This is a genomic window from Pseudomonas marginalis (assembly GCF_900105325.1).
GTDB classification, from domain to species: domain Bacteria; phylum Pseudomonadota; class Gammaproteobacteria; order Pseudomonadales; family Pseudomonadaceae; genus Aquipseudomonas; species Aquipseudomonas marginalis.
This window is the reverse complement of the sequence record NZ_FNSU01000003.1, coordinates 1,273,721-1,297,392: the sequence shown is the minus strand read 5'-3', so window position 1 is coordinate 1,297,392 and position 23,672 is coordinate 1,273,721. Positions and strand designations below refer to the sequence as shown.

24 protein-coding genes are annotated in these 23,672 nt (G+C 59.5%); 13 read left to right on the top strand and 11 right to left on the bottom strand.

Annotated features, from left to right (window positions below; genetic code table 11):
- Positions 1–5 precede the first annotated feature (5 nt).
- The 3 genes from BLW22_RS15025 to BLW22_RS15015 are packed head-to-tail and all read left to right on the top strand — an operon-like array spanning position 6 to position 3,063.
- Complete coding sequence (locus BLW22_RS15025; protein ID WP_065925195.1) at positions 6–914, top strand: efflux RND transporter periplasmic adaptor subunit; 909 nt, start codon at positions 6–8, stop codon at positions 912–914.
- Positions 914–2,869 (top strand): FUSC family protein, encoded by a 1,956-nt coding sequence (locus BLW22_RS15020; RefSeq protein WP_074846922.1) that lies wholly within the window; start codon positions 914–916, stop codon positions 2,867–2,869. The genes BLW22_RS15025 and BLW22_RS15020 overlap by 1 nt, the downstream gene beginning before the upstream one ends.
- Positions 2,866–3,063: a hypothetical protein gene (locus BLW22_RS15015; protein WP_065925197.1), complete on the top strand. Its 198-nt coding sequence runs from the start codon at positions 2,866–2,868 to the stop codon at positions 3,061–3,063. Before BLW22_RS15020 ends, BLW22_RS15015 begins: the two co-directional genes overlap by 4 nt.
- An 85-nt stretch (positions 3,064–3,148) precedes the next feature.
- Here BLW22_RS15015 and BLW22_RS15010 read toward each other — a convergent pair whose 3' ends face one another.
- Positions 3,149–3,733 carry a DUF6630 family protein gene (locus BLW22_RS15010; RefSeq protein WP_065948290.1) on the bottom strand — a complete coding sequence of 195 codons (585 nt, stop codon included), beginning with the start codon at positions 3,731–3,733 and terminating at the stop codon, positions 3,149–3,151.
- A 74-nt stretch (positions 3,734–3,807) separates the two neighbouring features.
- The gene (locus BLW22_RS15005; protein ID WP_065925198.1) at positions 3,808–4,446 is read right to left on the bottom strand and encodes a hypothetical protein; all 639 of its coding nucleotides are present in this window, start codon (positions 4,444–4,446) and stop codon (positions 3,808–3,810) included.
- A gap of 198 nt (positions 4,447–4,644) precedes the next feature.
- Here BLW22_RS15005 and BLW22_RS15000 point away from each other — a divergent pair, with 198 nt between their 5' ends.
- Positions 4,645–5,127, top strand: coding sequence for a DUF2867 domain-containing protein (locus BLW22_RS15000; RefSeq protein WP_065925199.1), 483 nt, complete (start codon positions 4,645–4,647; stop codon positions 5,125–5,127).
- Between the two features lie 54 nt (positions 5,128–5,181).
- On the opposite strand, the gene BLW22_RS14995 is transcribed toward BLW22_RS15000, so the two are convergent.
- Positions 5,182–6,111, bottom strand: a complete 930-nt coding sequence (locus BLW22_RS14995) for a LysR family transcriptional regulator (protein WP_074846921.1) — start codon at positions 6,109–6,111, stop codon at positions 5,182–5,184.
- Between the two features lie 137 nt (positions 6,112–6,248).
- Between BLW22_RS14995 and BLW22_RS14990 the strand changes: the two genes are divergently transcribed.
- Both BLW22_RS14990 and BLW22_RS14985 read left to right on the top strand, forming a co-directional pair.
- On the top strand, positions 6,249–6,641 hold the full coding sequence (locus BLW22_RS14990) for a RidA family protein (RefSeq protein WP_065941717.1): 393 nt from the start codon (positions 6,249–6,251) through the stop codon (positions 6,639–6,641).
- A 98-nt stretch (positions 6,642–6,739) separates the two neighbouring features.
- Positions 6,740–7,609: an AraC family transcriptional regulator gene (locus BLW22_RS14985; RefSeq protein WP_074846920.1), complete on the top strand. Its 870-nt coding sequence runs from the start codon at positions 6,740–6,742 to the stop codon at positions 7,607–7,609.
- Between the two features lie 58 nt (positions 7,610–7,667).
- On the opposite strand, the gene BLW22_RS14980 is transcribed toward BLW22_RS14985, so the two are convergent.
- A complete protein-coding gene (locus BLW22_RS14980; RefSeq protein ID WP_065925203.1) occupies positions 7,668–8,024 on the bottom strand; it encodes a VOC family protein in 357 nt (118 codons plus the stop codon).
- 103 nt (positions 8,025–8,127) lie between these two features.
- Here BLW22_RS14980 and BLW22_RS14975 point away from each other — a divergent pair, with 103 nt between their 5' ends.
- Positions 8,128–8,871 (top strand): class I SAM-dependent DNA methyltransferase, encoded by a 744-nt coding sequence (locus tag BLW22_RS14975; protein ID WP_074846919.1) that lies wholly within the window; start codon positions 8,128–8,130, stop codon positions 8,869–8,871.
- 179 nt (positions 8,872–9,050) lie between these two features.
- On the opposite strand, the gene BLW22_RS14970 is transcribed toward BLW22_RS14975, so the two are convergent.
- A complete protein-coding gene (locus BLW22_RS14970; protein WP_065941713.1) occupies positions 9,051–9,698 on the bottom strand; it encodes a hydrolase in 648 nt (215 codons plus the stop codon).
- Positions 9,699–9,873: 175 nt separating this feature from the next.
- Here BLW22_RS14970 and BLW22_RS14965 point away from each other — a divergent pair, with 175 nt between their 5' ends.
- Positions 9,874–10,797 (top strand): LysR family transcriptional regulator, encoded by a 924-nt coding sequence (locus BLW22_RS14965; RefSeq protein ID WP_074846918.1) that lies wholly within the window; start codon positions 9,874–9,876, stop codon positions 10,795–10,797.
- A 113-nt stretch (positions 10,798–10,910) separates the two neighbouring features.
- The gene (alaE, locus tag BLW22_RS14960; RefSeq protein WP_065948295.1) at positions 10,911–11,372 is read left to right on the top strand and encodes an L-alanine exporter AlaE; all 462 of its coding nucleotides are present in this window, start codon (positions 10,911–10,913) and stop codon (positions 11,370–11,372) included.
- A 77-nt stretch (positions 11,373–11,449) separates the two neighbouring features.
- Here alaE and BLW22_RS14955 read toward each other — a convergent pair whose 3' ends face one another.
- Positions 11,450–13,066 carry an ATP-binding response regulator gene (locus BLW22_RS14955; RefSeq protein WP_370737673.1) on the bottom strand — a complete coding sequence of 539 codons (1,617 nt, stop codon included), beginning with the start codon at positions 13,064–13,066 and terminating at the stop codon, positions 11,450–11,452.
- Positions 13,067–13,162: 96 nt separating this feature from the next.
- On the opposite strand from BLW22_RS14955, the gene BLW22_RS14950 reads away from it, so the two are divergent.
- Positions 13,163–13,801: a response regulator gene (locus BLW22_RS14950; RefSeq protein WP_027608115.1), complete on the top strand. Its 639-nt coding sequence runs from the start codon at positions 13,163–13,165 to the stop codon at positions 13,799–13,801.
- Between the two features lie 21 nt (positions 13,802–13,822).
- Here the strand turns inward: BLW22_RS14950 and BLW22_RS14945 are convergent, their stop codons facing one another.
- Positions 13,823–14,230, bottom strand: coding sequence for a hypothetical protein (locus tag BLW22_RS14945; RefSeq protein ID WP_027608114.1), 408 nt, complete (start codon positions 14,228–14,230; stop codon positions 13,823–13,825).
- 459 nt (positions 14,231–14,689) lie between these two features.
- Between BLW22_RS14945 and BLW22_RS14940 the strand changes: the two genes are divergently transcribed.
- Both BLW22_RS14940 and BLW22_RS14935 read left to right on the top strand, forming a co-directional pair.
- Positions 14,690–15,085, top strand: coding sequence for a hypothetical protein (locus BLW22_RS14940; RefSeq protein ID WP_065925237.1), 396 nt, complete (start codon positions 14,690–14,692; stop codon positions 15,083–15,085).
- 103 nt (positions 15,086–15,188) lie between these two features.
- Positions 15,189–16,823 carry an ATP-binding response regulator gene (locus BLW22_RS14935; RefSeq protein ID WP_083381373.1) on the top strand — a complete coding sequence of 545 codons (1,635 nt, stop codon included), beginning with the start codon at positions 15,189–15,191 and terminating at the stop codon, positions 16,821–16,823.
- Between the two features lie 13 nt (positions 16,824–16,836).
- Here the strand turns inward: BLW22_RS14935 and BLW22_RS14930 are convergent, their stop codons facing one another.
- The gene (locus tag BLW22_RS14930; RefSeq protein WP_074846917.1) at positions 16,837–17,457 is read right to left on the bottom strand and encodes a LuxR C-terminal-related transcriptional regulator; all 621 of its coding nucleotides are present in this window, start codon (positions 17,455–17,457) and stop codon (positions 16,837–16,839) included.
- A gap of 230 nt (positions 17,458–17,687) precedes the next feature.
- The gene (locus BLW22_RS14925) at positions 17,688–18,401 is read right to left on the bottom strand and encodes a hypothetical protein (protein ID WP_074848168.1); all 714 of its coding nucleotides are present in this window, start codon (positions 18,399–18,401) and stop codon (positions 17,688–17,690) included.
- Positions 18,402–18,669: 268 nt separating this feature from the next.
- Here BLW22_RS14925 and BLW22_RS14920 point away from each other — a divergent pair, with 268 nt between their 5' ends.
- Positions 18,670–19,638, top strand: a complete 969-nt coding sequence (locus BLW22_RS14920; protein ID WP_074846916.1) for an OmpA family protein — start codon at positions 18,670–18,672, stop codon at positions 19,636–19,638.
- Positions 19,639–19,720: 82 nt separating this feature from the next.
- Here BLW22_RS14920 and BLW22_RS36010 read toward each other — a convergent pair whose 3' ends face one another.
- Together BLW22_RS36010 and BLW22_RS14910 are read right to left on the bottom strand one after the other, a co-directional pair.
- Positions 19,721–20,413 carry a methyl-accepting chemotaxis protein gene (locus BLW22_RS36010; protein ID WP_256098205.1) on the bottom strand — a complete coding sequence of 231 codons (693 nt, stop codon included), beginning with the start codon at positions 20,411–20,413 and terminating at the stop codon, positions 19,721–19,723.
- Between the two features lie 1,032 nt (positions 20,414–21,445).
- The gene (locus BLW22_RS14910; protein ID WP_074846914.1) at positions 21,446–23,608 is read right to left on the bottom strand and encodes a TonB-dependent siderophore receptor; all 2,163 of its coding nucleotides are present in this window, start codon (positions 23,606–23,608) and stop codon (positions 21,446–21,448) included.
- Positions 23,609–23,672: the final 64 nt, after the last annotated feature.

Below are 23,672 nucleotides of genomic sequence, written 5' to 3'. Positions count from 1 at the left end.
GGGCGATGACGATCAAACACCTGCTCAAGACCCTCGTCACCCTGATGCTCGGCTTGACCGCGCTGCTGTTGTGTACGCAGTTGTGGCGCGCCTATGAGCTGGCCCCCTGGACACGGGACGGGCGGGTCAGCGCGCAAGTCATCCGCATTGCCCCCGAAGTGTCCGGCCAGGTTGAACAACTGCTGGTCGAGGACAACCAGTGGGTCGCCAAGGGCGCGTTGTTGTATCAGATCGACCGCAGCGCCTATCTGCTGGCCCGGCAACAGCGAACGGCCGAGCTTGCCGAGGCGCGCAGCGTGTTCGAACAGCGCCGCTCACAGCTCAGCCGTCGCCAGCAACTCGGCGATGCCATTGCGCGGGAGGAGACCGACAATGCGGCCCGGGACCTGGCGGTGGCCAGGGCGCGGGTGGACGCGGCCCAGAGCCAGTTGGCCCACGCGCAGCTGGATCTGCAGCGCACGACGGTTCGTTCACCGGTCGACGGGTATGTGACCCAGCTGCGGCTGCAGCCGGGTGACTACGCGGCGGCGGGCGATACCAATATCTATGTGGTCGACAGCCATAGCTTCTGGGTCACCGGTTACTTCGAGGAGACCAAGCTGCCCGGTGTTCGCGTGGGGGCCGCAGCGTCCATCAAGCTCATGGGCTTTGCGCCGCTGCTTGAAGGGCATGTGGCGAGTCTCGGCAGAGGCATTGCCGACGGCAACGAGCTGCGCAGTAACAGTGGCTTGCCCCAGGTGGCTCCTACGTTCAGCTGGATACGCCTGGCCCAGCGTGTGCCGGTTCGGATTGAGCTGGACAAGGTGCCACCGGGCGTGGAGCTGGCGGCGGGGATGACTGCGAGTATCGAGGTCGCCGAGGCGGGGGCCGCCCCCCATTGGCGGCTTACCCAGTGGCTGCAGGATTTCATGTGATGGTCCGCGCACTGCGAATGCTCGGGGCATGGTCGCCCGAGACCTCGGGGTATGTGCTGCGCAGTCTTGCGGCGGCCACATTGGCCCTTTGGCTGGGCTTCCAATTGCACCTGGAGGCGCCGTTCTCGGCGGCTTCGACCGTGTTGCTGCTGATCCATCCGCTGCAGGGCGCGGTGGTCGGCAAGGGCTTCAATCGCGTACTGGGAACCCTGGTGGGGTTGCTCGCCGCCCTGGTCCTGACCGGCCTGTTCGCGCAAAAAATGCTGCTGTTCATCCTCGGGATCGGGGTGTGGCTCGGCCTTTGTGTCGGTGCCATGACCGTGCTTCGGCACTACCAGGCCACGGCGGCAGTGGTCGCAGGCTATACGGTTTGCCTTGCCCTGGGCCCGGCCATTGTCGCCCCGCAGCAAGGTTTCGAGCATATCGTGGCGCGGGGCACGGCCGTGGTCCTCGGGGTGTTGAGCCTGAGTCTGGTGGCGACGCTGTTCAGCCGCAAGACCGTCGAGTCCAAACTGAACAAGGCGCTTGAGGACATCGCCGCCCGTACCTTGGGATTGCTGGCCTTGCGAATTGAGGGGGAACAGGGCGCGCAACTGGCTAGTGTGCAGGGCCAGCTCACCATCGATGTGGGTAAGGTGGACGAGCTTCTCGGGATCGGCCGAGGTGAGTCCCGCCTGATCCGTTCCAGGCTTGCGACCCTGCAGGCAGGGCTTGCGTATGTGCATGGGGTGATCCTGGACGAGTCACCGCTCAACCGTGGTGGCTTGCCTTCCCTCGTTAGGATGGGCGCGCAGCTGCAACAGCTGGCCGAAGCAAAGCCGGGTTTTTCCGCGGCAGCCGAGCATGTCCGGGAGATGCAGCACTGCCTCGCCCAGGCCCATGAAAACTGTCAAAGCCAGCAGTGCTTGAGTGAACAATTGGCAGACCTGTCCAGCGCCTTGCTGAGCTTTGCTTGCCTTGAACGCGCGCCCCGGACGCCGGCCCGCGCCGTGGGGTTCCACCGCCATTACGGCGACGCGCTGCGCAACGGTCTACGCGCCCTGGTGGCCACGCTTGCAACCGCTGCGGTCTGGTACCTGACCGCCTGGGACCAGGGGCCAACCTTGCTGGCGGTGTTGGGCCCGTGCTGCACCTTGCTGGCCACCAGCCCGGCGCCCGCTCAAGGCATCGGCCGCTTCTTCGAGGGGACGCTCTACGGCATCGTAACGGCAGCGGCGTGCAAGTTCCTGGTGTTGCCGCACATCAGCGGGTTCGCGTTGCTCAGCATCGTGCTGATCGCTTTCTGGACCGTCGGCATTCATGCCACCACCCGGCCGCGCCACGCCTTGCAGGGCATTGCCTACCTGATCGCGTTCAACACCCTCGTCGGCACCGGCGGCACGGCCCAGTACGACTTCACGGACTTCGCCAATCAAGCGCTCGCCTGGCTGGCAGCGCTTGCCATCTGCCTGCTGGCCTTCCAGCTACTGCCGGGGAAATCCGCCCGCCATGTACACGTCCTCACCCAGGCGCTGCACAGGGACACCCGGCGCTTACTCCGGCACGGGCGCCGCATGGACCTGCTCAAGTGGCAGGCCCGGCAACAGCACCGATTGGTCGCCTTGCAGGCACTCTTGGGCGCTGGTCACCAACCGGCGGGCGGCGCCGGCTCTGTGTCCCTTCAATTGAGTCGCCGGCTGCTGACTTTACAACGCCAGACACGGGAGCTGGAACCTGACTCGGCGATCGCCACGTGCGCGCAAAGGGGCGAACAGCGTATTTCACGGTATGCCTCCACTCCCGCGATCAGCGCGGCTCAGGCACGTCGGACGTCGAGATCATTGACCCGGCTGGGGGCTCACGCTCTGGCGGCTGGCTACCAGGAGTTAGCCGGGCTGCTCGACACCTATTCAAGCATTACCAACGCGGATATCCGCATCCATTCCAGTTCAAACAACCAAGGTGAGATGAAATGAAGCAACTCCTTATCTGGACGCTTTTCGGCATGATCGCGTCGACGCCATGGGCCGTGCAGGCATCGGACGGGGCTGAGGCGCTGGTGCGCTGGCAGCAGCAATTCAAGCAGGAGCAAAAACAGCGGGCTGAACGCCCGAGGGGGGATCAGGGCTCCAGGTCCAAGGCCGCAATGACCGGGAAAGGGAAAACCTGATCGGATAGCGGCCGGGGCAGGGACATTCCTCGGGCGAGGGCTTGATTGAACAGGTTTTGCAGAAGCCCCTCACCCCGCCGCAGAGTCAGAAGCTCTCAAGACGCACGTGGATTCCCGCTCGTCCAGCCAGCTCGATAACGTCTTCCAGTCGATCCGCGTCAACAATGAAACCGTCGTAATTTTCACCTCCGGAGTCCAGGTGAAGAAACCGTTTACCGAACCGGGCGAGCCACTGATCAAAGTTATCGAGAACCTGTGGCATGGAGGTAGCGTCTTCCCGTACATAGGCGTAGGGCGCCTTCAAGCCACTGGCGCTGACCAGAAAGGGCGCTTGATACTCAAACACGTCATAGCCCTTCCAATCCACGCTGAGGAGTACAAGGTGTTCAAGTTTTTGCCCCTTGGCGTCATTCAGGAAACCTTCGGTGAGGGCACTGCAGGGGTCATCTCCCATCGCGTATCTGCGCATAACGCGGCGGACAAGTCTGGCGCCTTCTTTTTCCGCAGTGGTCGCCACCAGCGCCTGGGCAAAGGCTTCGAGGGCTTTTTTCTGGGTGGGGTCGCTGCGCTCGGGCCGTAGCTCTTTCATGATCGCTGAAGCGCTGAGGTTGGTTTCCTCGGGAGGCGGCATGGTAAAGCGTCCACCAAACAACCGATCCAAAATGCCCATGTCTGTCCCTGTATGAGTGTGAGGAAAACCATTGAGTCAAGCACAACTGCCGTTCAACAACTGTCCCGGGACGATCAAGGCAAGGACGCTGGGGTCACGGTGTACCAGCCCGACGGCGTTTTGGCACACACCTGGGGTTTCAGCGGCGTTTCTACGGTGGTGTCGGCCTGGGTGGAGAGTTGGCGAACGGCAATCACGCAGCCGGCCTTGAACGTGCTGATTTTCATCATTTGAAGTTCCATTTCATAGTCTTTACCGGGCTCGGGGATGAGCGTGACAGGCGCGGGAAAGCAGGAGAGTTGCGATCCCCCCATGGCGAACCCTGCAATAAACGGTTTACCGGCCGGGATGACATGTTCGTCAAACACCTTGGGCGATTGATTGATGGCTTTGCTCGCCTTGCTGGCAGGCATGCCAATCACGCTGTTCTGGCGGTCTGTCGCCCGGAAAGGGTAGAGTCCCGCCGAGTCGACATGGGCTGTTTGCCATCCGGCTTCTTCAGGGGTTTTGGTCAGCAGGGACTCGTTGTAGAACATCTCGCAGGTCTGGCCACTGATAAAGCCTGCGTGGGTGGTGTCACCGGTGATCAGGCGGACACGCGCCGTATTGGCCGGGTCATATCGACTGATTTGTGCTTCGTTGCGAACGTCGGTCTTGGTGGTGGCGCAGCCGATCAGCGTCAAGCTGACGGCCAGGGGAAACAGTAAACGCATGGGTAACCTTCATATCCTGTGAGGGTTGGGGGCCGCAACCATACTATGGCGGGGATATGTTCGCCCACTTGCGATACACGGGGGAAGGGACAGGGAGGGGACGTTCATGGCGGCTGTACATTGACGTAACATAGCCGCATAACACTCAGCCTCGGATGTTATCGGGAATGAAAACTGGCCCACTGGACGGGATGAAAATTGCCTATCACATCACCAGCTCACACGTTGCGTGCACTGTCGGAGCTCGATTACTACCACATTAGGTCGGTTCAGCTCCCCGTTGAAATCACCATGCTTGACGCGTGGAACATCACAACGGCTGAGCCGGGGCTGGCCATGCGGCTGGCTTTCCGAATAAGGGACGCAATTTCTTCGTTATTCGGTGTGAGGCGAATCGGCGGGTTCTCGGGCGTTGCGCGAAAAACGGTACACGCAGGCGAACACCTGGATTTCTTTCTGGTGGAGCACAGCGCCTCCAATATCCTGGTTCTTACCGAGCGTGACAGGCATCTGGATGTCATGATCTGCCTTTCGATAACAGATCGTGTGCTCACCATCACATCATCGGTCGTCACGCATAACCTCTATGGACGCATCTACATGTTACCGGTAGGGCTCGCCCATAAAGTGATCGTCAGTAGTCATCTGCGCCGACTGAAGAGAAGCCTTGAAGGGCAGTAGAGGTTGGTTGTTCCGGCTGCATTTCATCGATCAGCGAACCCGTACACGACTCCATCAGCACCCATCCTGTCGCCCACTGACAGGCGCATGCACGGCCAGCAACTCAGTCACCCATTCGATAAACACACGCAGCTTGAGGCTGATATGCCGGTTCGGCGGAAAGGCCACGTAAAGCGGCATCGGATCAAGGTGCCAGTCCTTGAACAAGGGCACTAATTCGCCCCGGTCCTCGAAGGCTTTCGACATGTAGGTGGGCAGCCACAGCACGCCAAGGCCCGCCAGGCCGGCAGCAAGGTAGGCATTGCCATCATCGACCGCCAGGGCGTAGCGGCCCTTGATCTGGAGACTTTCCTGGTGCTTGCCCATGGCATAGGGCAAGGGCTTGCCGGTGCGGGCCCACAGGAAGCCGACGATACGATGGTTGGCGTCTTCCAGTTCCCGTGGGTGGGCGGGCGTACCTACGCGTGCCAGGTAGCTCGGCGCGGCAAACACGCCGAGCGCCAGGTCGCCTACACGTCGGGCCATCAGGGATTGGTCGGTGAGTTCACCGCCACGCACCACGCAATCGACGTTCTCATCGATCATGTCGACGATACGGTCGCTGACGCCCATGTCGATCTGGATGTCCGGGTAGCGGGCGTAAAACCCAGGCAACGCGGGGACGAGGATCATGCTGGCCATTGGGCTCGGCACATCCACGCGCAGGCGGCCCCTGGGCAGGGTTGCCGCGCCGGACAGGCTGGTCTCGGCGTCGTCCATATCGGCCAGCAGCTGCAGCACGCGTTCGTAGTACACGGCGCCGTCGGCCGTGACGTTGACTTTGCGCGTGGTGCGGTTAAGCAATTTAACCCGCAGGCGTGCCTCCAACTGCTGCACCAGTTGCGTCACGGTGGTCTTGCTCATGTGCAGGGTCTCGGCGGCCTTGGTGAAGCTGCCGGCTTCCACCACGCGAGCAAATGCCTGCATTGCATCAAAACGGTCCATTAAGGCCTCGGCGATCGATTGTTTGGGTTTCACAAACAGTGCTGGCCAAGGTTGCTGGTTTATCGCCCTGGCACAAGCCCCTAGAGTCTGCCCATCGTTAATTGCGGGTCAATCTCGACCCTTTGATGGAGGCTTCCATGACGCAGCGTAATGTGGTTTTTCCGCCTGGACGCCAGGCGCTGTATGAGCGCAATCGCTATTCACCGGCCATTAAGTCCAATGGCTTTTTATTCGTGTCGGGACAGGTCGGCAGCCATGCAGACGGCTCGCCCGAGCCCGATCTGGAGGATCAGGTCCGTCTGGCGTTCAACAACCTGAATGCGATCCTGGGGTCTGCCGGCTGCACCTTTGACGATGTGATCGATGTGACGGTGTTTATCGTCGATCCCGAATCCAGGTTCGAGACGATCTGGAAGGTGGTGCCGGAGTTCTGGGGCGAAGCGCCGCACCCGACGCTGACTGGCGTGGGGGTTACCTGGCTGTATGGGTACCAGTTCGAGATCAAGGTGATTGCCAGGCTTCCTTTGTGAGTCCGTGCTGGCACATCCACCTCAGCAAGCACGGCTAGGCGCAGGCTGTCGGTATAGTTGATCCTATCGTCCAACGCCTATCCCGGAGCTTGCAACCCGTGTCTGACTTGCCAGGCAACGCCGCCTACACACAGCGTTTCGACGCCGTACTCGCCTATATCGACGCGAATCTTGAAGGTGACTTGTCGGTGAAGACGCTGAGCGGGGTGGCGCATTTTTCGGTGTTTCACTTCCATCGGCAATTCACCGCGTTCGTGGGCATGCCGGTTGCGCGCTATGTGCAACTGATGCGCCTGCGCCGCGCGGCACATGACTTGTCTTCCCGCGCTGATTATTCGGTGCTGGAGGCGGCGCTGGGGGCCGGCTTCGAAAGTCCTGAAGCCTTTGCCAGGGCGTTCAGGCGAGCGTTCGGCATGGCGCCGAGCGCATTCCGGAAACGACCGGATTGGCAGCTCTGGCGCGCGGTATTCAGCGTCCCTTACTTTTCCAGGAGCATCATCATGCAGGTACGAATTGTGGAGTTTCCTGCGGTCAAGGTGGCCGCATTCGAGCACCGCGGCGCCCCAGGGCGCGTGAATGAAAGCGTGCAGACGTTCATTGCGTGGCGCATGCACAGCGGGCAGTCGCCGGTGGCTTCAAGTCGCAGCTTCGGTATTCCCTTCGACAATCCTGATACGACCCCGGCCGATGCGTTCCGGTTTGCCATTTGCGGCGAGATTCACCAGGCGCTGGCCGCGAATGAGTTCGGCGTCACTGAACGCGTCATCCCCGGCGGGCGCTGTGTGGTGGTGCGTCACGTGGGTTCGCCGGATCACATCGCAGAGTCGATCTATCCGATCTACCGCGACTGGCTGCCTGGCAGCGGCGAGGAGCTTCGGGACCAGCCGTTGTTTTTCGAATACCTGAGCATTTTCCCCGAAACACCGCAGGATCAATGGCAGACCGATATTTATGTGCCGTTGCAATAGCGGCGCTCGCCAGCCTGTGGGAGCGCGACTGCGCTTCCACGCCCGGTGTTGCGGCCGGCTACGGCTGAGCGGTCCACACCGCCAGCTCATAACCATCCGGGTCAATGAAGTGAAACCTGCTGCCACCGGGGAACGAAAAGGTCTCGCGGCTGATCACGGCGCCGACGGATTTGAGCCGCTGCTGCGTGGCTTCAAGATCATCCGCGTACAGGATCACCAGCGGGCCACCCGGTCGAACGGGCTCTGCGGTCGTGAACCCGCCGGTCAGCCTGCCATCGCTGAACTCGGTGTAGGTGGGGCCGTAGTCGACGAATGCCCAGCCGAACACTGCGCCGTAGAAGGCTTTGCTGCGGGCGATATCGCCCACGTTGAACTCGATATTGTCGATCTGTCGGTCTGGACCGCGAACGCTCATGGTTGCCTCCTTGGCGGATGGTTGAGGGGCGAGTGTAGCGGTTTACACCCGGGACTGGGTTACCATGCCGGCGCGAAATTTCCGCCGAACCCTCTGGCCACTTATGTCCTCCAACGCGCTGTACACCGACCTGTCCATCTACTACGACCTGATGTGCGCCGACATCGACTACCGCGCGCAGAGCCACAGCGTGCGCCGGCTGCACCAGTTGTTCGGCAATGACGGGCGCCGCCATCTGGACCTTGCCTGCGGCACCGGGCCCCATGTGCGCCACTTCCTCGACTTCGGCTACCGCAGCACCGGCCTGGACATCAGCCAATCGATGCTGGACCTCGCCCAACTGCGTTGCCCCGAGGCAGGGTTCAGCCGCCAGGACATGGCCGGTTTCCAGGTGGACGAACCGCAAGACCTGATCACCTGCTTCCTGTACTCGACTCACTACAACCCTGGGCTGGCCCAACTGCGTGCCTGCCTCGCCAGCGTGCACGGCGCACTCGCCGACAACGGCGTGTTCTGCTTCAACGCGGTGGACAAACTGCATATCGACAATCGCTTGCTGGTACGCCATAGCGTGGAGTTTGAAGGCAGTCATTTCACCTTCGGTTCCGGCTGGCATTACCGCGGAGAAGGGGAGCAGCAGGCACTGCGCCTGAGTATTGAGAAGACCACGGCGGGGGTGACCCAGGCCTGGCAGGATGAGCACACCATGGTGGCGCTGAGTTTCACGGAGTTGCAGGGGCTGTTACAGCCGTATTTTGAGGTGCAGGTGTTCGAGCATGACTATGAGCGGATCACGCCCTGGGCGGGCGTGACCGGCAATGCGTTGTTTGTGTGTGTGAAGCGGTAATGAACTGCCAGGCGGCCCTGATGCTGACGCGCTGGATCGCAATGACGCCAGCGCGGGTTCAGTTGATTTGATTTAACTTGCTGGCGCTTCTTCTGCGGCTGAAACCTGGGCACGCAAGCGTTGACCGATGATCGCCACATCAGGCCAGGGCCATCACGCAATCATCAACTGCCCTTTGATCAGGTTTTCTTGCCCGCTTCCTCCAGAGCCTTTTCAGCGTTGAACCCGTCGAAGTTCTCGAACACGCCCATAAAGCCCGGCACGGTCACTTCTCGCGCCCAGTCGCGCTGCAGCTCGCAATACATCTGCACGCGACTGATGAGCTTCGCGCCCGCCTGCTCCATTCTGCGTAGCGCCGCCTCGTGTGCGGCGAGCGATGTGCCGCCAACCGCGTCGACCGGCACATACACTTCATAGCCTTCCTGGATAGCGTCGAGCACCGGGAATGTCAGGCAGGCCTCGGTCCAGAGCGCCGTCATGATGAGTTTCCTACGCCCAAGCGCCTTGACCGCCTGTTTGAATTCCATGTCCTCCCAACTGTTGATCGAGGTGCGGTCATAGGTCGGCAGGTGGCCGAGTACCTCTTGCAGTTCCTGGATCGGCGGTTTGTTGCGACCGGTCGCTACATTGACGGTCGAATGGATGATCGGAAGGTTGTAGTTGACCGCCGCCCTGGCGACGCTGGTGATGTTGAAGACGAGTTCGTCACGCGGCATCGAGCGGATCGAGGAAACCTGAACAGGCTGATAATCGATGATGATCAACGCTGAGTTTTCCGGGGTCAGTAGTGGGTCGGTATGGGGGTTGCGCAGAGTCTCGCTTGCCATGGGCAAATCCTTTTTATGGGTGCACGTTGGTAAAAAGGCCTGAGCCCGTGCGGGTAATGGATTCCAGGGCACGGGTAGAGGATGCTGTGCCTGGAAAATCCATTGTGCTGTTCCCATGTTCGACACAGTAGTAGCATCCTGCGATGTGCTGTGTCGCATGACGGGGAACGCAAGCATGGATATCGAAGAACTACAGACCTTCGTGGAGGTGGCTGATGCCGGGGGCATTTCGCAGGCAGCAGTGCGTCTTGGCGTATCGAAGTCGATCGTCAGTCGTCGCCTGGCTCGGCTTGAAAGCGAACTCGGCGTGCAACTGCTGGCACGCTCCACTCGCGGCGCGGCACTCACTGAGTCCGGCGCGACATTCAGGGACTACGCCGCCAGAGTCTGCACCGAGATCGACATCGCCAAGGAAACGATCCTGCCTGCCGGCGCTCTTCGCGGCCGCCTGCGCGTGGCCGTCCCGCTGTCGTTTGGCCCGACTCATTTCGCACCGGTGCTGGCGGAAATGGCACGCCGTCACCCTCAGTTGCATATGCAGACTTGCTACAGCGATCGCTTCGTTGACCTCATCACCGAGGGCTACGATTGCGCCATTCGCGTGGGGTATCTGAAGGACTCCAACCTGATCGCAAGGCGCATTGGCCCGGTCTATACCAAGCTTGTCGCGAGCCCGGATTACATCAAGGCGCACGGTACCCCCGCGACGCCGGACGACCTGGTCGACCATCAGGCGCTCCTGCAAGGCACTGAAGCCTGGCAGTTCATGGACGGCGACAAGATCATCACGGTTCGTCCGCAAGGACGCTTCAAGGCCGACAACGGCATCGCCCTTGTTGCCGCTGCGATTGCTGGCCTCGGCGTCGCCTACCTGCCTGACTGCCTCACCCATGAACACGTGGCATCCGGCGCACTGGTACCGATCATGACAAACCATCCACCACCACCGGCCGGGGCCTACATCCTCCGCCCGCCGGGTCCGCATCCCGCCCGTAAAATACGCGTGCTCACCGAACTGCTGATCGAGTTCTTCGGTGAATCTCCGCACCTGGCGGTGCAGCCGCTGTCACATCGGCAAGATGCGCCGCCGAATAGCTGAATCATGGTGGGCCGAGTAACCGGGCTGAAGGTTGGCACTGTTGGCTGAGCTGGCGTCGTGCGTGAATCAAGGTCCAGCGCTTTGTTTGTTCAAGCCAGGACAGGAGATGTGATGTGCTTCAACGCTCGCGACAGTCAATGGGCCGGACTGCGTTTTTTGCAGACACAACGGCGCTGATCGTGTTTTTCACAATCACCGGCATCGTCAATGAACGTTTCATTGCCGGCATGGCGTGGGATCAGGTCCTTCATGCGCGCCTTCTGGGCGCAGTGCTGATGGTGCCGGTCGCGAGACCTTACGGTCTATGGCGGGATTGGGTGATGACGCGCGCCAGTCAGGGGCGGGTTTCCAGGTTGCTATGGGACAGTCTCGCCCTCGTCAGTTTCCAGGTGCCCATCTATGCAGCGATCATTGCCTTCAGTGGTGCATCGGGCAGTGGGCTGGTGCGCGGCACGCTCGGTGCGGCGTTGATGATGCTGGTTCTGGGCCGGCCTTATGGGGCGTTTCTCAATGGGGTGCGCAAGGTGTTTGGATTGCCTCCGGGTGGAGACAAGCCGATGTCGCTGAACAGCTGAGCGACCGCTGCTGGGCGATTCTGTTGCGGTGGTCGGACGGACGTCCTTCGATATATCCGGGCATGGACATCCCCCAGCTAACCCATTTCCCTGGCGAAATGCTTGGTCAGTTCGAGCAGGGTCGTTCGCAATTCAGGCGGACGCACGGGCTTGGACAGGATGGAGATATTCATATGGATCAATGTGCTGCGGATACGCTCGATTTCATGGCCGGTCATGATCATGGCCGGTACTTCCCAACCACGCTGTTCGCGAATTGCAGCGATACACTCGGAACCTGAAATCCTAGGGCCCAGGTCGAAGTCGGCAATGATGATGTCGCATTCCGTGGTCACGTTCAGTCCATCGCTATGACTTTCTACCTCGCATCCCCATTTTTCCAGCAAGGCCGAGGTCGCCATCAGTACGTTGGAATCGTCTTCCACCAGGCATACCCGCAGACCCTGCAGACGGCTTTGCGTGGGCGCTGGCCGTTGCGTCTCGATGCCTGGCGCGACGCTTTCCAGGCGCTGGATAGTGGCGCGGGTGCCTTGGCCGAGTCGGGAGTCCAACTGGATATCCAGATTGAGCAACTGGCTGATGCGCTTGACGATGGACAAGCCCAACCCCAGGCCCTCGACATCCTTGTCGCGTGCGTGGCGCACCCGGTAAAACTCCTTGAATACTTCCGGCAGATGTTCAGCGGCGATGCCGCGTCCCTTGTCGTAGATGACAATGGCCAAGCCCTTGCCTCTGGGACGCACACCGATCAAGACCGGTTGGCCGGACGCGTATTTGAGTGTATTTGACACCAGGTTCTGCACCATGGTGGTCAACAGCCCCGCATTGACATTAACCCAGTGCTCGCAAGGGCGCAGGCGCAGTTGAACCCCGGCCCAGCGCGCGGCCTCGGTGTTCTGTTTGACGACGTCCCGCAGCAGCGCGCCCAGGTTCACCGGTTCCGCTTGCGGCTCCAGCTTTCCGTTGTCGAGGGTGTAGATATCCAAAATCGAACGGAACAGCTGAGAGACGGTGTGCAGCGAGCGGTCGATGTTGTCCACCAGTCGCAGTTCTTCGCCGCCCAGATTCGCGTCACGCAGGCACGCGGTGAACAGGCCGATGGAGTGGATGGGCTGGCGCAGGTCGTGGCTGGCCTGGGCGAGAAAGCGTGATTTCTCCTGATTGGCGGCGATTGCCTCTTCCGATGCGATACGCGTGCGCTTGAGTAGAATGTGCGCATAGGCCGGCACGACGATGGTGGTCACGATCAGCATCAGGAACATGTAGGGCTGTGCGCGCCAGAACGGGGTAAGCATGAAGATCATGACCAGCATGCTCAGTGCGATGAGTGTCGCGGCGGTCAAGTAGCGCGAGCCAAAGCGCATGCCATTGCCCAATGTGACCCAGAGCAACGCGGCATAAACCGGCAACGCGCCTTCTCCACCCACGATCATGGCGAAAGCGATGCCGGTATAGTCATGGGCCATGGCGAACAATCGGCGCCAGAAAAAGTGCCCTGGCCAGCGCTTGATCGCCATGCGCAGGGGGACTGCCACGCTGATGAAAAACGCCATGTACCACATGATCGGTACATAGGTGGCGAAGTCACTTGAAGGAAGGAGGGCCACCACCAAGATGTACAGCGAAGCACAGGTGCTGACCGTCAACCGCAATGTGGCCTGGTCCAGTTCACTGTTCTTTTCCGTCATGTTCATTGCGATTCTCCAGGGCAAGAAGTCGCTTAAAAGTTGAAACCTGGCGTTACAGTTTGCGTTACGATGCGCCGGACCTGAGGTGAGATGGACCTTGACATGACGCACAGAATCATAGTGGCAGATGACCATCCTCTGTTTCGCGAAGGTATGCTGAGAACCATAGAACGGCTTATGCCGACAGCGATGATAGAGCAGGCGGGCAATCTGGATGAAGTACTGGCGCTGGCGCGTGCGGGCGCAGAAGTTGATTCGTTGATTCTGGACCTGCGCTTTCCCGGTATCACGTCTATGCAGGTCATAGGCCAGCTGCGCAATGAGTTCAAGCGCACCTCGATCATTGTGGTGTCGATGGTCGATGACCTGGACATTATTTCCCAGGTCATCGCCCAAGGCGCTGATGGCTTTATCGGCAAAAACGTTGATCCGGCAGGCATTGCCGAAGCCATCCTGGCGATTCGGGAAGGGGAAGTCGTGGTGAAGTACAACCCCGAAAATCCCCTGCTGGACCCAAGCCTTGCCTCACTCACCGCCCGCCAGCGGCAAGTGCTCGGCCTGGTTGCGGCGGGCAAGACCAATAAGGAAATAGCCAAGCAACTGGGTATCTCCCCGTTCACCGTACGCATCCATGTTTCCACTCTGCTTAAATCCCTGGGTGTGCCCACCCGTGCGGCGGCGGCGGCTCAATTCAGTAACTTTCCCGGTGCCAGTGGGTGGCCGGGCAAGCTCGATACGTGAATCAAGACGGTGCAGTGACCATTAGAGCGTGGGTTGGGGCACGGGGGTGTTACCGGGGATCAACTTGGCGCCTTTAGGCCTTTTTGGACAGTCGCCAGATGAATACCAGCGGGTCACCACCCCCTTTTCAATCATGAACCGCTGTTCGCAACGGGCGTAATCAGGCACATAACCCCATTCCATCGAATGGCTGCCGTTTGTAAGCCATACGTAGTCGTAGCCGATGATTTTCGAGTTGCCATCACTGAGGCCATGGCTGTTTTTCGGCGCCCCCCATGACGTCACCAACTCATCTTCGGATGCACCTACCCATGAAGCAGTAATGTCCGATGTCGTTTGATAACGCTGGTTCATGACCAGATTACTCAAGGGAGAACCCGCACACCCGGACAGCATCAGAATGGATAAGACGGTGATCCATGATTTCATATTTCGACTCCATTCCCGCGGCTTCAATAATCGGGCATTACATCAACTGGCGAGCAATTTATTACATTAATTCAAGCCATTAATATCCATCTGTCTATGCTAGACAAGTCCCTGTTGGTCGCCTATAGCACACTTGTACTATAGCGTCAGCTCACGCGCCCTCATAAGCTGTACACGCTCGAAAAAGTCTTAAAGGCTTTGAGCCCGAGCGCACACCGGAATGCACTTTAACTTCAGCGTTGAAGTGTTCCAGTGTGTTTGCCCGCCTGTGAATCCAAAGGCTCGATTAGTTGCACTACGTTGTGTCAACTTCACCGTGCATCCGGTCGAAATGGAATGGTATTAATCACAACTCAAGGTAAGTCTATGTGCTTGAAATATGGAAAACTACTTAGAATCGGATTCACGCTGTGCATACTGACCGCAGGCCTGGGAGGCTGTGCTAACACTGGGGATTTGATGAGTTCCTTAAATCCTGGAGCACAAAAGTACGATGTTGCTTACCTGAAGAAAACCATCATCCCGGGGAAAACTACCAAGACTCAGGTGACGCAATTGTTCGGCGCTCCAGCCGAAGAGCAACTTGATTCAACGAGCAGAAGCAACGGGTCCAACTGGACCTATGATAAAAACCAGGAGGGTCTGGAAAAGTACATGACCCTGGCCCACAAATATGTCTCGACCGAGACAAGCCTGAAGATGTACGACGCCTCGTCGCAAGTGTCCAAGGCACAGGGTGTCGCCAATGATGTCGGCAGTGTGACGGGCACGAAAAAAGCTCAAAGCCAGACCCAGGGAACGAAGTTGATAATTTACTTCGTGGATGACGTGGTGGATTACTACAGGCTTTACTGACACGTTCCGCTTCTGATACGACACGCCGTGTCGTTTGATGCCTTAACACGCCAACCTACGCCTTATTGTTCTCAAGGGGGCGGCATCCAGCGATGCATCCCCCATGGTCCATGAGGTTGAACGCGTGGAAAAGAACAGCGAACTCAATCAGGCCACGTTGCGCCTGACCGTCAGCGCCTGTGCGCTGCTGTACATCATCGTACTGAGCGGGCTGCGCCCCAGCGATACCGCAGCCTACACGCCCATCATCGTGTATATCTCGACCTTCATCGTGGTGTCGATATTCCTGCGCATGGCGATCAAGCGCTGGCCAGGACACTTTTTTTGGCGGCGCTTGCTCTCAATGCTCCATGACTACACCGGTATCGCTTTCGCCATGGTGTTGGGAGGCGAAGGTGCATTGCCTATCTATGCCGCGCTGCTCTGGGTGACCCTGGGTAATGGCATGCGTTTCGGCTCACACTATCTGGCCCTGGCAACTGTGATCGCGTTGTCTACCCTTATCGTTATTTTCTTGTTCAACCCCTTCTGGCGCGCGCAGCCCTACATGTTCCTGATGCTGATCGTGACCACCATCGTCGTACCGACCTATGCACACATTCTGCTCAAACGCACGCGTATCGCATCGGAAGAGGCAATCGCCGCCAATCAGGAGAAATCACGCTTTCTCGCCCAGGCCAGCCACGACCTGCGCCAGCCCATCCACTCCATCGGCCTGTTCACCGCGTGCCTGCGGGACGCGAATCTGGGCGGCGAAGAACTGCGCCTGGTGGACAACATCGACCGCTCGCTGCACACCGTCTCTCAGCTGTTCCGTTCGATCCTGGATATCTACACCCTCGACAACGGGAAGCTGGAGCCGCGAGCGGAACCGGTGAACCTGGGCGCGCTGTTGCAGGAGGTCGTCAAACAGAACACCGAGGCCGCGCGCTGGGCCGGGGTTCAACTGCGCCTGCGCCCTTGCGAGCACTGGGTTAATGTCAATGGGGGGCTGTTGACCACCATGGTGCAGAACCTGGTGTCCAATGCGATCAAGTACGCATCGGGAGAGCCCGTGCTGATCGGTGTCAGACGCCAGACAAAGGGCTTGGCCGTGGTGGTTTACGATAAGGGCTGCGGTATCGCCGCCGAACATTTACCGGACGTGTTCAAAGAGTTTTACCGGGTGCGCCACGCACGCGACAAGGATGTCGAGGGCCTGGGATTGGGCTTGTCCATCGTCAAGCGCATCAGCCAATTGCTCAATGTCGATGTACATATTCGCTCCACGCCCGGGCGCGGCACCCAGGTGGCAATCAGCGGGTTGAAACACGCCGCCCCAAAGGTCATCGCGCCTCGGATGAAAAGCACCCATGAGCGCCTGAACGGACTACGGATATGCCTGATTGAAGACGACGCCAATGTGTTGCTGGCCACCAAGGCCCTGCTGGAGAAATGGGGCTGCGTCGTCGAGACCCACAGTGATGCGGATACCCTGGCCAGCGATTGCGACATCATCATTGCCGACTTCGACCTGGGCACAAAGGTCTCGGGGTCCGAATGTATCGCGGCAATACGCGAGTTCCGGGGTCAAGAGATACCGGCATTGGTCATCACCGGGCACGAAATCGAGCGCATCCGTCAATCACTGCACGCATTCAATATCTCGGTACTGGCCAAACCGGTGCGACCGCCGGAACTGCGCAACGTGTTGCTTGAGCAGGTCAAGTCAATGAAGTGCGGTGCGAGTTACCCGTAGATCCATCAAGGGACTAGCAGGTGTAGCGCCCCGCGAAACGCGCGGCGGCTACTGCTCTATTGGGTACGTTCAAGGCACGTATCAGCGAAGACACGTGAATACGCACGGTATAGGGAGAGATTTCCAGTTCAGCGGCAATTTCCTTGTTGGTTTTACCTTGTGCGATCAAATGCCAGACTTCCCGCTGCCGCGACGTCAGTTTGCCCATCGCATGATCACTTTCAAATGATGGTGATTCGGCCGGTTCGTATTTGACCACTACTTGGCCATTCCGAATATCATTGATGGCGTTACGTACCTCTTCGGCTGAAATGTTCTTGCCAATAAAACCATTGGCGCCGGCCTCCATCACTCGCGTAATGACCACGCTGTCATCGACTGTCGAAACAACAACGACTGCAGTAGTGCCTCTTTCCCCGCACAGTTTCGCAAGCTCTTTCAAGGAGCAAAGCCCTGGCAAATATACTTCGATAAACAGCATGGCGACAGGTTGCCAGCGTTCCAGGAGAACCCAGACTTCCTCCAGGTTTCCTGCCTGTTTTATCGTTGCTTCAGGTATTAAGCACTCCAGTAGCCCTGTCATGCCCTCTCGATAAAGTGGGTGTTCGTCCGCCACCACAATTCGGCAACTCATATCAGCAAGCACAACCCGTCCAGATCAATGAAAACACGCTTTGATCATGTCCGACTCATACAACTTATGATATAGAACAGCTGAACTAGTACACCTGTGCTAGTTACTAAAGGCCATTAAGCAATTAAGTACATTTTGGTCGATGCAACTGCGGCACAAACAGCGGGCTTGAACCCGTTGCCAGGAAGGGCAGTGCTATCCTCCTTCTCATCGCCTGGGCATAAAGCTACCTAGTTGGCTCGCGTCTCATATCGCATCTTGACCACTTCAACGAGCCGCTCCTGTCCTCCATTGGTTCCGGAGAGGCTGGCCGACCTGATTGATTGCCCACGGTAGGGCCCTTCGGCAGCAAACCAATTCTGCACCACGACCTTCTGGGTCGGTTGCTGACCGGACGTTGATCCAGTGGAAATTTCATTGGTGAAACGACAGGTCTCGAACGTCCCGAGTGCTGTCTTGATCGTCTCGCGTCCGTTGTAGGTCAGCTTTTCTGATACCTCAAACTCAAGCGTGGTGCCGCCGCTGACGACCTGGTTCTTGTAACTGACGGCGACTGTCTGCCCGGGTTGTAAATCCAGCGGCGTGGTGGGAGGAGGGGTGTAAAGGGTCGTGGTCAACGAAGGCCCGGCACCGTGTCGATCACCATAGCGAATCAACTGGCCGTCCTTGATTTGCGCAAAGGTGGTCGTTAAATACACCGGCGAATTGCTTATGACCGTGGTGTGTAACGACGCCACCGGGTTGGCCCCGGCGAAGTCTTCATGGCCCAGCGTTTCGGTTTTACTTCGATTGGTTACTGCAGAGGTGTTGTCGCGACTTTCAGACTCCACAATGGTGCCGGCCTGGAAATCCGCTTCATTGGTACACGGTGCCGAGGAGGCCGTTGCACCAACGGCTGCCTCGGTCCAGGTAGCGCTGGTGGTTAACAGCGAGATCAAGGCCATCGCCAGCGCAGCGTTCATTTCAATTTTTCTGGTGGTTATAGGTTTCAAAAAAAGCATCCCTGTTCAATACGATCGGCAGCGTCGAATAGCGTAGAAAAGACCTGTTAGAGCGCGAACAACTGTGATCCAGCGCCAAAGCGCGATGCAATAGGGCAGCTGTGCTATTGAGTTATCTCGATTGCCCCGGTTTTATAAGCAGCCAACGACAGCAACACCCTTTATCCGGTCGACCATCACACCCTGGGTGTTAAGGATTTGCGGGAATAACATGACGTTAGTGAAAAAAACAGCAGCGACTACCCTGGTTTTAATCGTCACCCTGGGGCTGAGCATTCAAGCCTCGTCATTCGAGAGCGGAGCAGACAACAAGGTATTCGATGCCGCGAGCCTTGAGGTGTCGAACGTGCCGTTGGGCGCCTTTCCCTACATCGCCCTTCCCGACGGATATGTCATCGCCACCGCGCCCGATGTCTCCGACTTCGATCAGGTACCCTTCTGGACCGGTGATCGCCTGGCAGTAGTAGAAGGCAAGGTCTGGTCAGCCCATATCGACGCCGCGCAAGGCAAGGCGTTCTCCGACCTGGAATTGCAGCGCAACCTCGAGTCCGTCGTGTCCTCGTTGGGCGGCAGCAAGATCTTCGATGGCAGGATTCCGGAAGACCCCGGCCAGAAGATCAAAGAATGGCCGCGGGACTTCGCGCTCAAATACAACAGTGGCCTGGGGGACATTTGGAATAACGCCGCGCAGGTGTTTGTTATCCATCGCGCCGACCGCGATATCTGGATTCATTTGTGCAGCTACGCGTTCGGCGGCGGCCTGCTGATTGCCGAAACCAAACCGCTGCAAATAACGGCCAGCCTGTTGCCGGCCAGTGAACTGAAAGCGCAGATAGATAAAACCGGCAAGGTGGCATTGCACATCAACTTTGCGACTGACCAGACCCGCATCCTTCCGGGTTCACAGCCACAGATCGAGCAAGTGTTGTTGTTACTCAAGCAAAATACATCGTTGAAACTGGCCATTAACGGCTACACCGATCACACCGGTGACCCCGCGCACAACAAGACACTGTCATACGGCCGCGCCAAGGCCGTCGAGGCCGCCATCACCGCCAAGGGCATCGACGCGGCGAGGTTATCTGCGGCCGGGTTTGGCGAGGCTGACCCGGTGGCCGACAACGCCACCGAGGCAGGCAAAGCTGAAAACCGCAGGGTCGAGCTGGTCAAGCAAGACTAAGCGAACGCTCAGGATCAGGGGCGGCCCGGGCCGTCAAGACGAGACCCGTGATGGCTTCCGGCCGATGGCGAGCCCCAAACTATCACGGGTGAAACCGCCGCCCCAACGCATCCAACCGCACCGCAATCGGCGGCAACTGCTCGCTGCTCCTGGCCAACATCTCCACGTCGTCAGCGGTGTTTTGAGCAATGCTCTGCACCGATTGCAAGCGCCCGACAATCTCCTGATTCGCCGAGGTCTGTTCGCGTGTGGTGGAGACAATCCGCCCATTCAGCGCATCGATCTGGGTAATGTCATTGCCCACCGCTCGCAGCATTTCCACTGCCAGCTGACTGTCCTCCACACACCGTTCCACGCCCTGGCGGCTGTCGTGCATGGCTTCCACGGCCTGGCGGCTGCCTTGCTGCAGGCCCTCGATGATGGTTTTGATTTCCTGGGTGGAAACGGCGGTGCGTTGCGCCAGGCTGCGCACTTCGTCGGCGACGACGGCGAAGCCGCGGCCTTGTTCGCCGGCGCGGGCGGCTTCGATGGCGGCGTTGAGGGCAAGGAGGTTGGTCTGGTTGGCGATGCTGCTGATGACTTCCAGTACCGAGCCGATTTGTTCGGCCTGGACCGCCAGGCCTTGCACGGTGTGGTTGGTGCCTTCCAGGCGTGTGGCCAGTTGGGTGATTTCGTGTTGGGCGCGGCCGACGCTTTCCTGGCCACGCAGGATTTGTTGGCTGGCGACGCCCGCGTGCTCAACCGCTTCTTCGACGTGCACCGTAATGTGGCCCATGGCGTCTTCCATGCGCTGCATGGAGTCGGTCATTTGCGCGATTTCGGCCAGTTGGTGGCGAGCACCTTTTTCCAGGGTGCCGCTGGCGTGGGCCAGTTCCTGGCCGAGTTGGCCGAGACCGTGGGAGTCGCGGGCGACGCCGTCGATGAGGTGGGTGATTTGTTGCAGGAAATGGTCGAAGCGCTTGGCAAGAGAGACGTGCACCTTACCTTCACCTTTGGCGCTGTCCACGGTGAATTGGGTGGTGACGGCGAGCATTTTTTCCAGCATTTCCTCGCTTTCCACCGCCTCGGCCTGGCTGTTTACCGCGAGGTAGAGCAGGGCGATGGTTTCCATCACGACGTAGAAGGCGTGGACAAATACCATGGTCCAACCGCCGTGATGCGCCATCACGAACACCGGGAAGCCTTGATGCTGCAACGCATGGAACACCACGTGGTGCACGGCAATCGTCAGGGCGGCCACCAGGATCGGCAGCCAGTCTCGATAGAACGTCAGCACCGCCAGCAGCGCGAAAATCCCGAAGTGCGCTTCGATCACACCCTGGGCCTGGTTGATGTGCAGCGCCGCCATGACCATCAAGCCCGCGCCCAGTGCGCAACGCATCACCCGCGTGCCGCCGATGGCGCGGTAGAGCGCGGTGAGCACCGTGCTGGTGCCTCCTCCCACGACAATCGCCTGGGTCAGGGTGTCGTGCCAGAACGCAAGCCCGACGGAGAACAGCGTCATCAGCCAGATCAATGCCAGCATGATGCGGTCGGCCTTGCGGTAGTGCTCCAGGAAACGTGCGCGTGCGGGCATTCACTCTTACTCCATGTGGTCTGGCAAGGATCAAAGCATGCGGCGTGCCACTACGGCCCGCGTTCAGGCACTTTGCGGGTGCAGGGAAACCAAAAAGTTTATCGGCTTTGCGGGAGGGGACTTTAAGCGCGAATGCGTTCGGAGGGGGCAGAACACATTCGTGGTGACAAGCCGGGGGGCAATGTGGGAGGGAGCAAGCCCCCACATCAGGACCCCCGTTCGCCAGGTGGATCAGAAGCTGTATTTGGCCGTCAGCATCATGTTGCGTGGGGTGCCGTAGGCGTCGCCGCCATAGCTCACGGAGTTGGCGATGGTGGAGTAATAGCGGCGGTCGAAGATGTTGTTGGCGTTGAGCTGCAGGTCGAGGTGGTCGTTGACCTTGTAGCCGGCCATCAGGTCGGTGACGGCGTAGGCGCCCTGTTGGAGGCGGTAGGTGCTGCCGTCAGCCAGCTTGACGTCGTTGTACAGGCGGCTTTGCCAGGAGATGTTGCCGCCCACGCGCAGTTTCTCCAGCGGGCCCTGGAAGTTGTAGCGGGTGGTCAGCTTGAACAGGTGCTCCGGAACATCCGTGTCGTACTGCTTGTTGACCTTCTGCGGGTTGGCTTCATCCTTGATGGTGTGGGTACGCGCGTAGGTGTAGCCACCGCCGACCTGCCAGTTCTCGGTCAGCGCGCCTTGCAGTTCGAAGTCGATCCCCTGGCTGCGAATCTCTCCGGAGGCCTCATAGCACTCTGTCTGTGGGCAGTTTTGCACGGTCACCTGGGTGGCGCGGTTTTCCTGGTCGACACGGAACAGCGCCACGCTCGCATTCAGCGCGCCACCCAGGTATTCGCCCTTGATGCCGACCTCGTAGTTTTTGCCGACAATCGGCTTGACCGGGGTACCGGAGGTGTCCTTGGCGCTCTGCGGCGTGAAGATGTCGCTGTAGCTGACGTACACGGAGTGGTGATCGTCCAGCTCGTAGATCAGCCCCGCGTAGCGGGTAAGGTTGCGGGTGACGTGATAGTCGCCGTCGTTGCTGCCGTGGGCATCGTAGTCATACCAGTCCAGGCGCCCGCCGAGGATCAGCTTCAACGGGTCCGCCAGGCTCAGGCGCGTGGTCACGTAGACACCGTCCTGGGTGGTGACCTCGCGATCGTCCGTGGTGTGGACGAAGTCCGGTTTGCCCGCGGTGAGGGGCCAGTTGGTGTCGTAGGGGCTGTAGTTGTGGGTGGTCATGTCGTAGATGCGTCGGCTGGCACCCACCACCAGTTCATGGGTGCGCCCGAATGCCTGGAACGGGCCGCTGGCAAAGGCGTCGACACCGGCCTGGTTTTCATCGTAGGCGGCCTGGTAGACCGTGCGCGCCAGGGTGTTGTTGACCCAGCGCGACTGGTAGGAACCGGAAAACAACGCGTTCTGTTCGGCGTAGTTGGCGTTGACCTGAAGCTTCCAGTCATTGGCCAGGCGCTGGCGCAGTTCGGCGAAGACCGTGTTGATTTCCTGGTCCTTGTTCTCCCAGTCGGTACCGGGATTGTAGGAGCGCGGCAGATCCAGGTGATGGCCGTCCTGGCCGATCATCGACGAGCCCCAGAAGTAGTTGGTCTTGTCCTTCTGGTTCGAGAAACCGAGGGTGAGGGTGGTGTCTTCGCTCAGGTCGACCTCGGTGACGGCATAGAACAGGCCGTGATAGGACTCGGCGTTGTCGATGAAGCTGTTGGCGTCTCGGTAGGAAGTGACCACCCGGCCGCGCCAGGTGCCGCTGTCATTGAGCGGGCTGGACGCGTCGAGCTCGCCACGGTAGTCATCCCAGCTGCCGGCGGCACCGGTGAGGGTGACTTTCTGTTCGTCCAGCGGCCGCTTGCGGACCAGGTTGATGGCCGCCGACGGGTTGCCCGCACCGGTCACCAGGCCGGTGGCGCCACGCACGACCTCGACACGGTCGAACATCGCCAGGTTCGGCTGGGCGCCTACGGAAACGCCGTTGTAGCCGCTGGGGATGCCGTCGTACATCAGGTTGTCGATGTCGAAACCGCGTGAGGTGTAGGACTGCCGGCCCGGGCCGCTGGAATAGTTGAGGAATAGCCCAGGCGTGGCATTGACCACGTCGTTGATGCTGGTCATCCCCTGGTCATCCATGCGCTGGCGTGTGATGACGGTGACGGCCTGCGGGGTTTCACGCAGGGTGAGGGGCAGTTTGGTCGCGGTTTTCATCGCGCCGGTGGTGTAGGACTGCGTACCCTCGGTGGTTTCGCCCAGTTGTTGCTCGCCGGAGATCTGGGTCGCACCCAGTTCCAAGGTGGTTGCCGGCGTTTCAGCGTCGGCGGCGAAGGCCGCGTGCGAGGTGGCGAGACACACCGCCAAAGCGATCAGACTGGGTGTAAAACCTTTACCGCCGTGTTGTTGCACAGACATGGAACGGACTCTCCCCTAAGTGCCGTCCGTGGCGAATAATAAATCTGTTGATAATTATTCGCAT

What these genes read in the sequence shown, in the direction of transcription:
- BLW22_RS15025 (WP_065925195.1), top strand. Translation starts at nt 6, where the DNA reads ATGACGATCAAACACCTGCTCAAGACCCTCGTCACCCTGATGCTCGGC.
- BLW22_RS15020 (WP_074846922.1), top strand. Translation starts at nt 914, where the DNA reads ATGGTCCGCGCACTGCGAATGCTCGGGGCATGGTCGCCCGAGACCTCG.
- BLW22_RS15015 (WP_065925197.1), top strand. Translation starts at nt 2,866, where the DNA reads ATGAAGCAACTCCTTATCTGGACGCTTTTCGGCATGATCGCGTCGACG.
- BLW22_RS15010 (WP_065948290.1), bottom strand. Translation starts at nt 3,733, where the DNA reads ATGGGCATTTTGGATCGGTTGTTTGGTGGACGCTTTACCATGCCGCCT.
- BLW22_RS15005 (WP_065925198.1), bottom strand. Translation starts at nt 4,446, where the DNA reads ATGCGTTTACTGTTTCCCCTGGCCGTCAGCTTGACGCTGATCGGCTGC.
- BLW22_RS14995 (WP_074846921.1), bottom strand. Translation starts at nt 6,111, where the DNA reads ATGGACCGTTTTGATGCAATGCAGGCATTTGCTCGCGTGGTGGAAGCC.
- BLW22_RS14990 (WP_065941717.1), top strand. Translation starts at nt 6,249, where the DNA reads ATGACGCAGCGTAATGTGGTTTTTCCGCCTGGACGCCAGGCGCTGTAT.
- BLW22_RS14980 (WP_065925203.1), bottom strand. Translation starts at nt 8,024, where the DNA reads ATGAGCGTTCGCGGTCCAGACCGACAGATCGACAATATCGAGTTCAAC.
- BLW22_RS14975 (WP_074846919.1), top strand. Translation starts at nt 8,128, where the DNA reads ATGTCCTCCAACGCGCTGTACACCGACCTGTCCATCTACTACGACCTG.
- BLW22_RS14970 (WP_065941713.1), bottom strand. Translation starts at nt 9,698, where the DNA reads ATGGCAAGCGAGACTCTGCGCAACCCCCATACCGACCCACTACTGACC.
- BLW22_RS14965 (WP_074846918.1), top strand. Translation starts at nt 9,874, where the DNA reads ATGGATATCGAAGAACTACAGACCTTCGTGGAGGTGGCTGATGCCGGG.
- BLW22_RS14955 (WP_370737673.1), bottom strand. Translation starts at nt 13,066, where the DNA reads ATGAACATGACGGAAAAGAACAGTGAACTGGACCAGGCCACATTGCGG.
- BLW22_RS14950 (WP_027608115.1), top strand. Translation starts at nt 13,163, where the DNA reads ATGACGCACAGAATCATAGTGGCAGATGACCATCCTCTGTTTCGCGAA.
- BLW22_RS14945 (WP_027608114.1), bottom strand. Translation starts at nt 14,230, where the DNA reads ATGAAATCATGGATCACCGTCTTATCCATTCTGATGCTGTCCGGGTGT.
- BLW22_RS14940 (WP_065925237.1), top strand. Translation starts at nt 14,690, where the DNA reads ATGAGTTCCTTAAATCCTGGAGCACAAAAGTACGATGTTGCTTACCTG.
- BLW22_RS14935 (WP_083381373.1), top strand. Translation starts at nt 15,189, where the DNA reads ATGGTCCATGAGGTTGAACGCGTGGAAAAGAACAGCGAACTCAATCAG.
- BLW22_RS14930 (WP_074846917.1), bottom strand. Translation starts at nt 17,457, where the DNA reads ATGAGTTGCCGAATTGTGGTGGCGGACGAACACCCACTTTATCGAGAG.
- BLW22_RS14925 (WP_074848168.1), bottom strand. Translation starts at nt 18,401, where the DNA reads ATGGCCTTGATCTCGCTGTTAACCACCAGCGCTACCTGGACCGAGGCA.
- BLW22_RS14920 (WP_074846916.1), top strand. Translation starts at nt 18,670, where the DNA reads ATGACGTTAGTGAAAAAAACAGCAGCGACTACCCTGGTTTTAATCGTC.
- BLW22_RS36010 (WP_256098205.1), bottom strand. Translation starts at nt 20,413, where the DNA reads ATGGGCCACATTACGGTGCACGTCGAAGAAGCGGTTGAGCACGCGGGC.
- BLW22_RS14910 (WP_074846914.1), bottom strand. Translation starts at nt 23,608, where the DNA reads ATGTCTGTGCAACAACACGGCGGTAAAGGTTTTACACCCAGTCTGATC.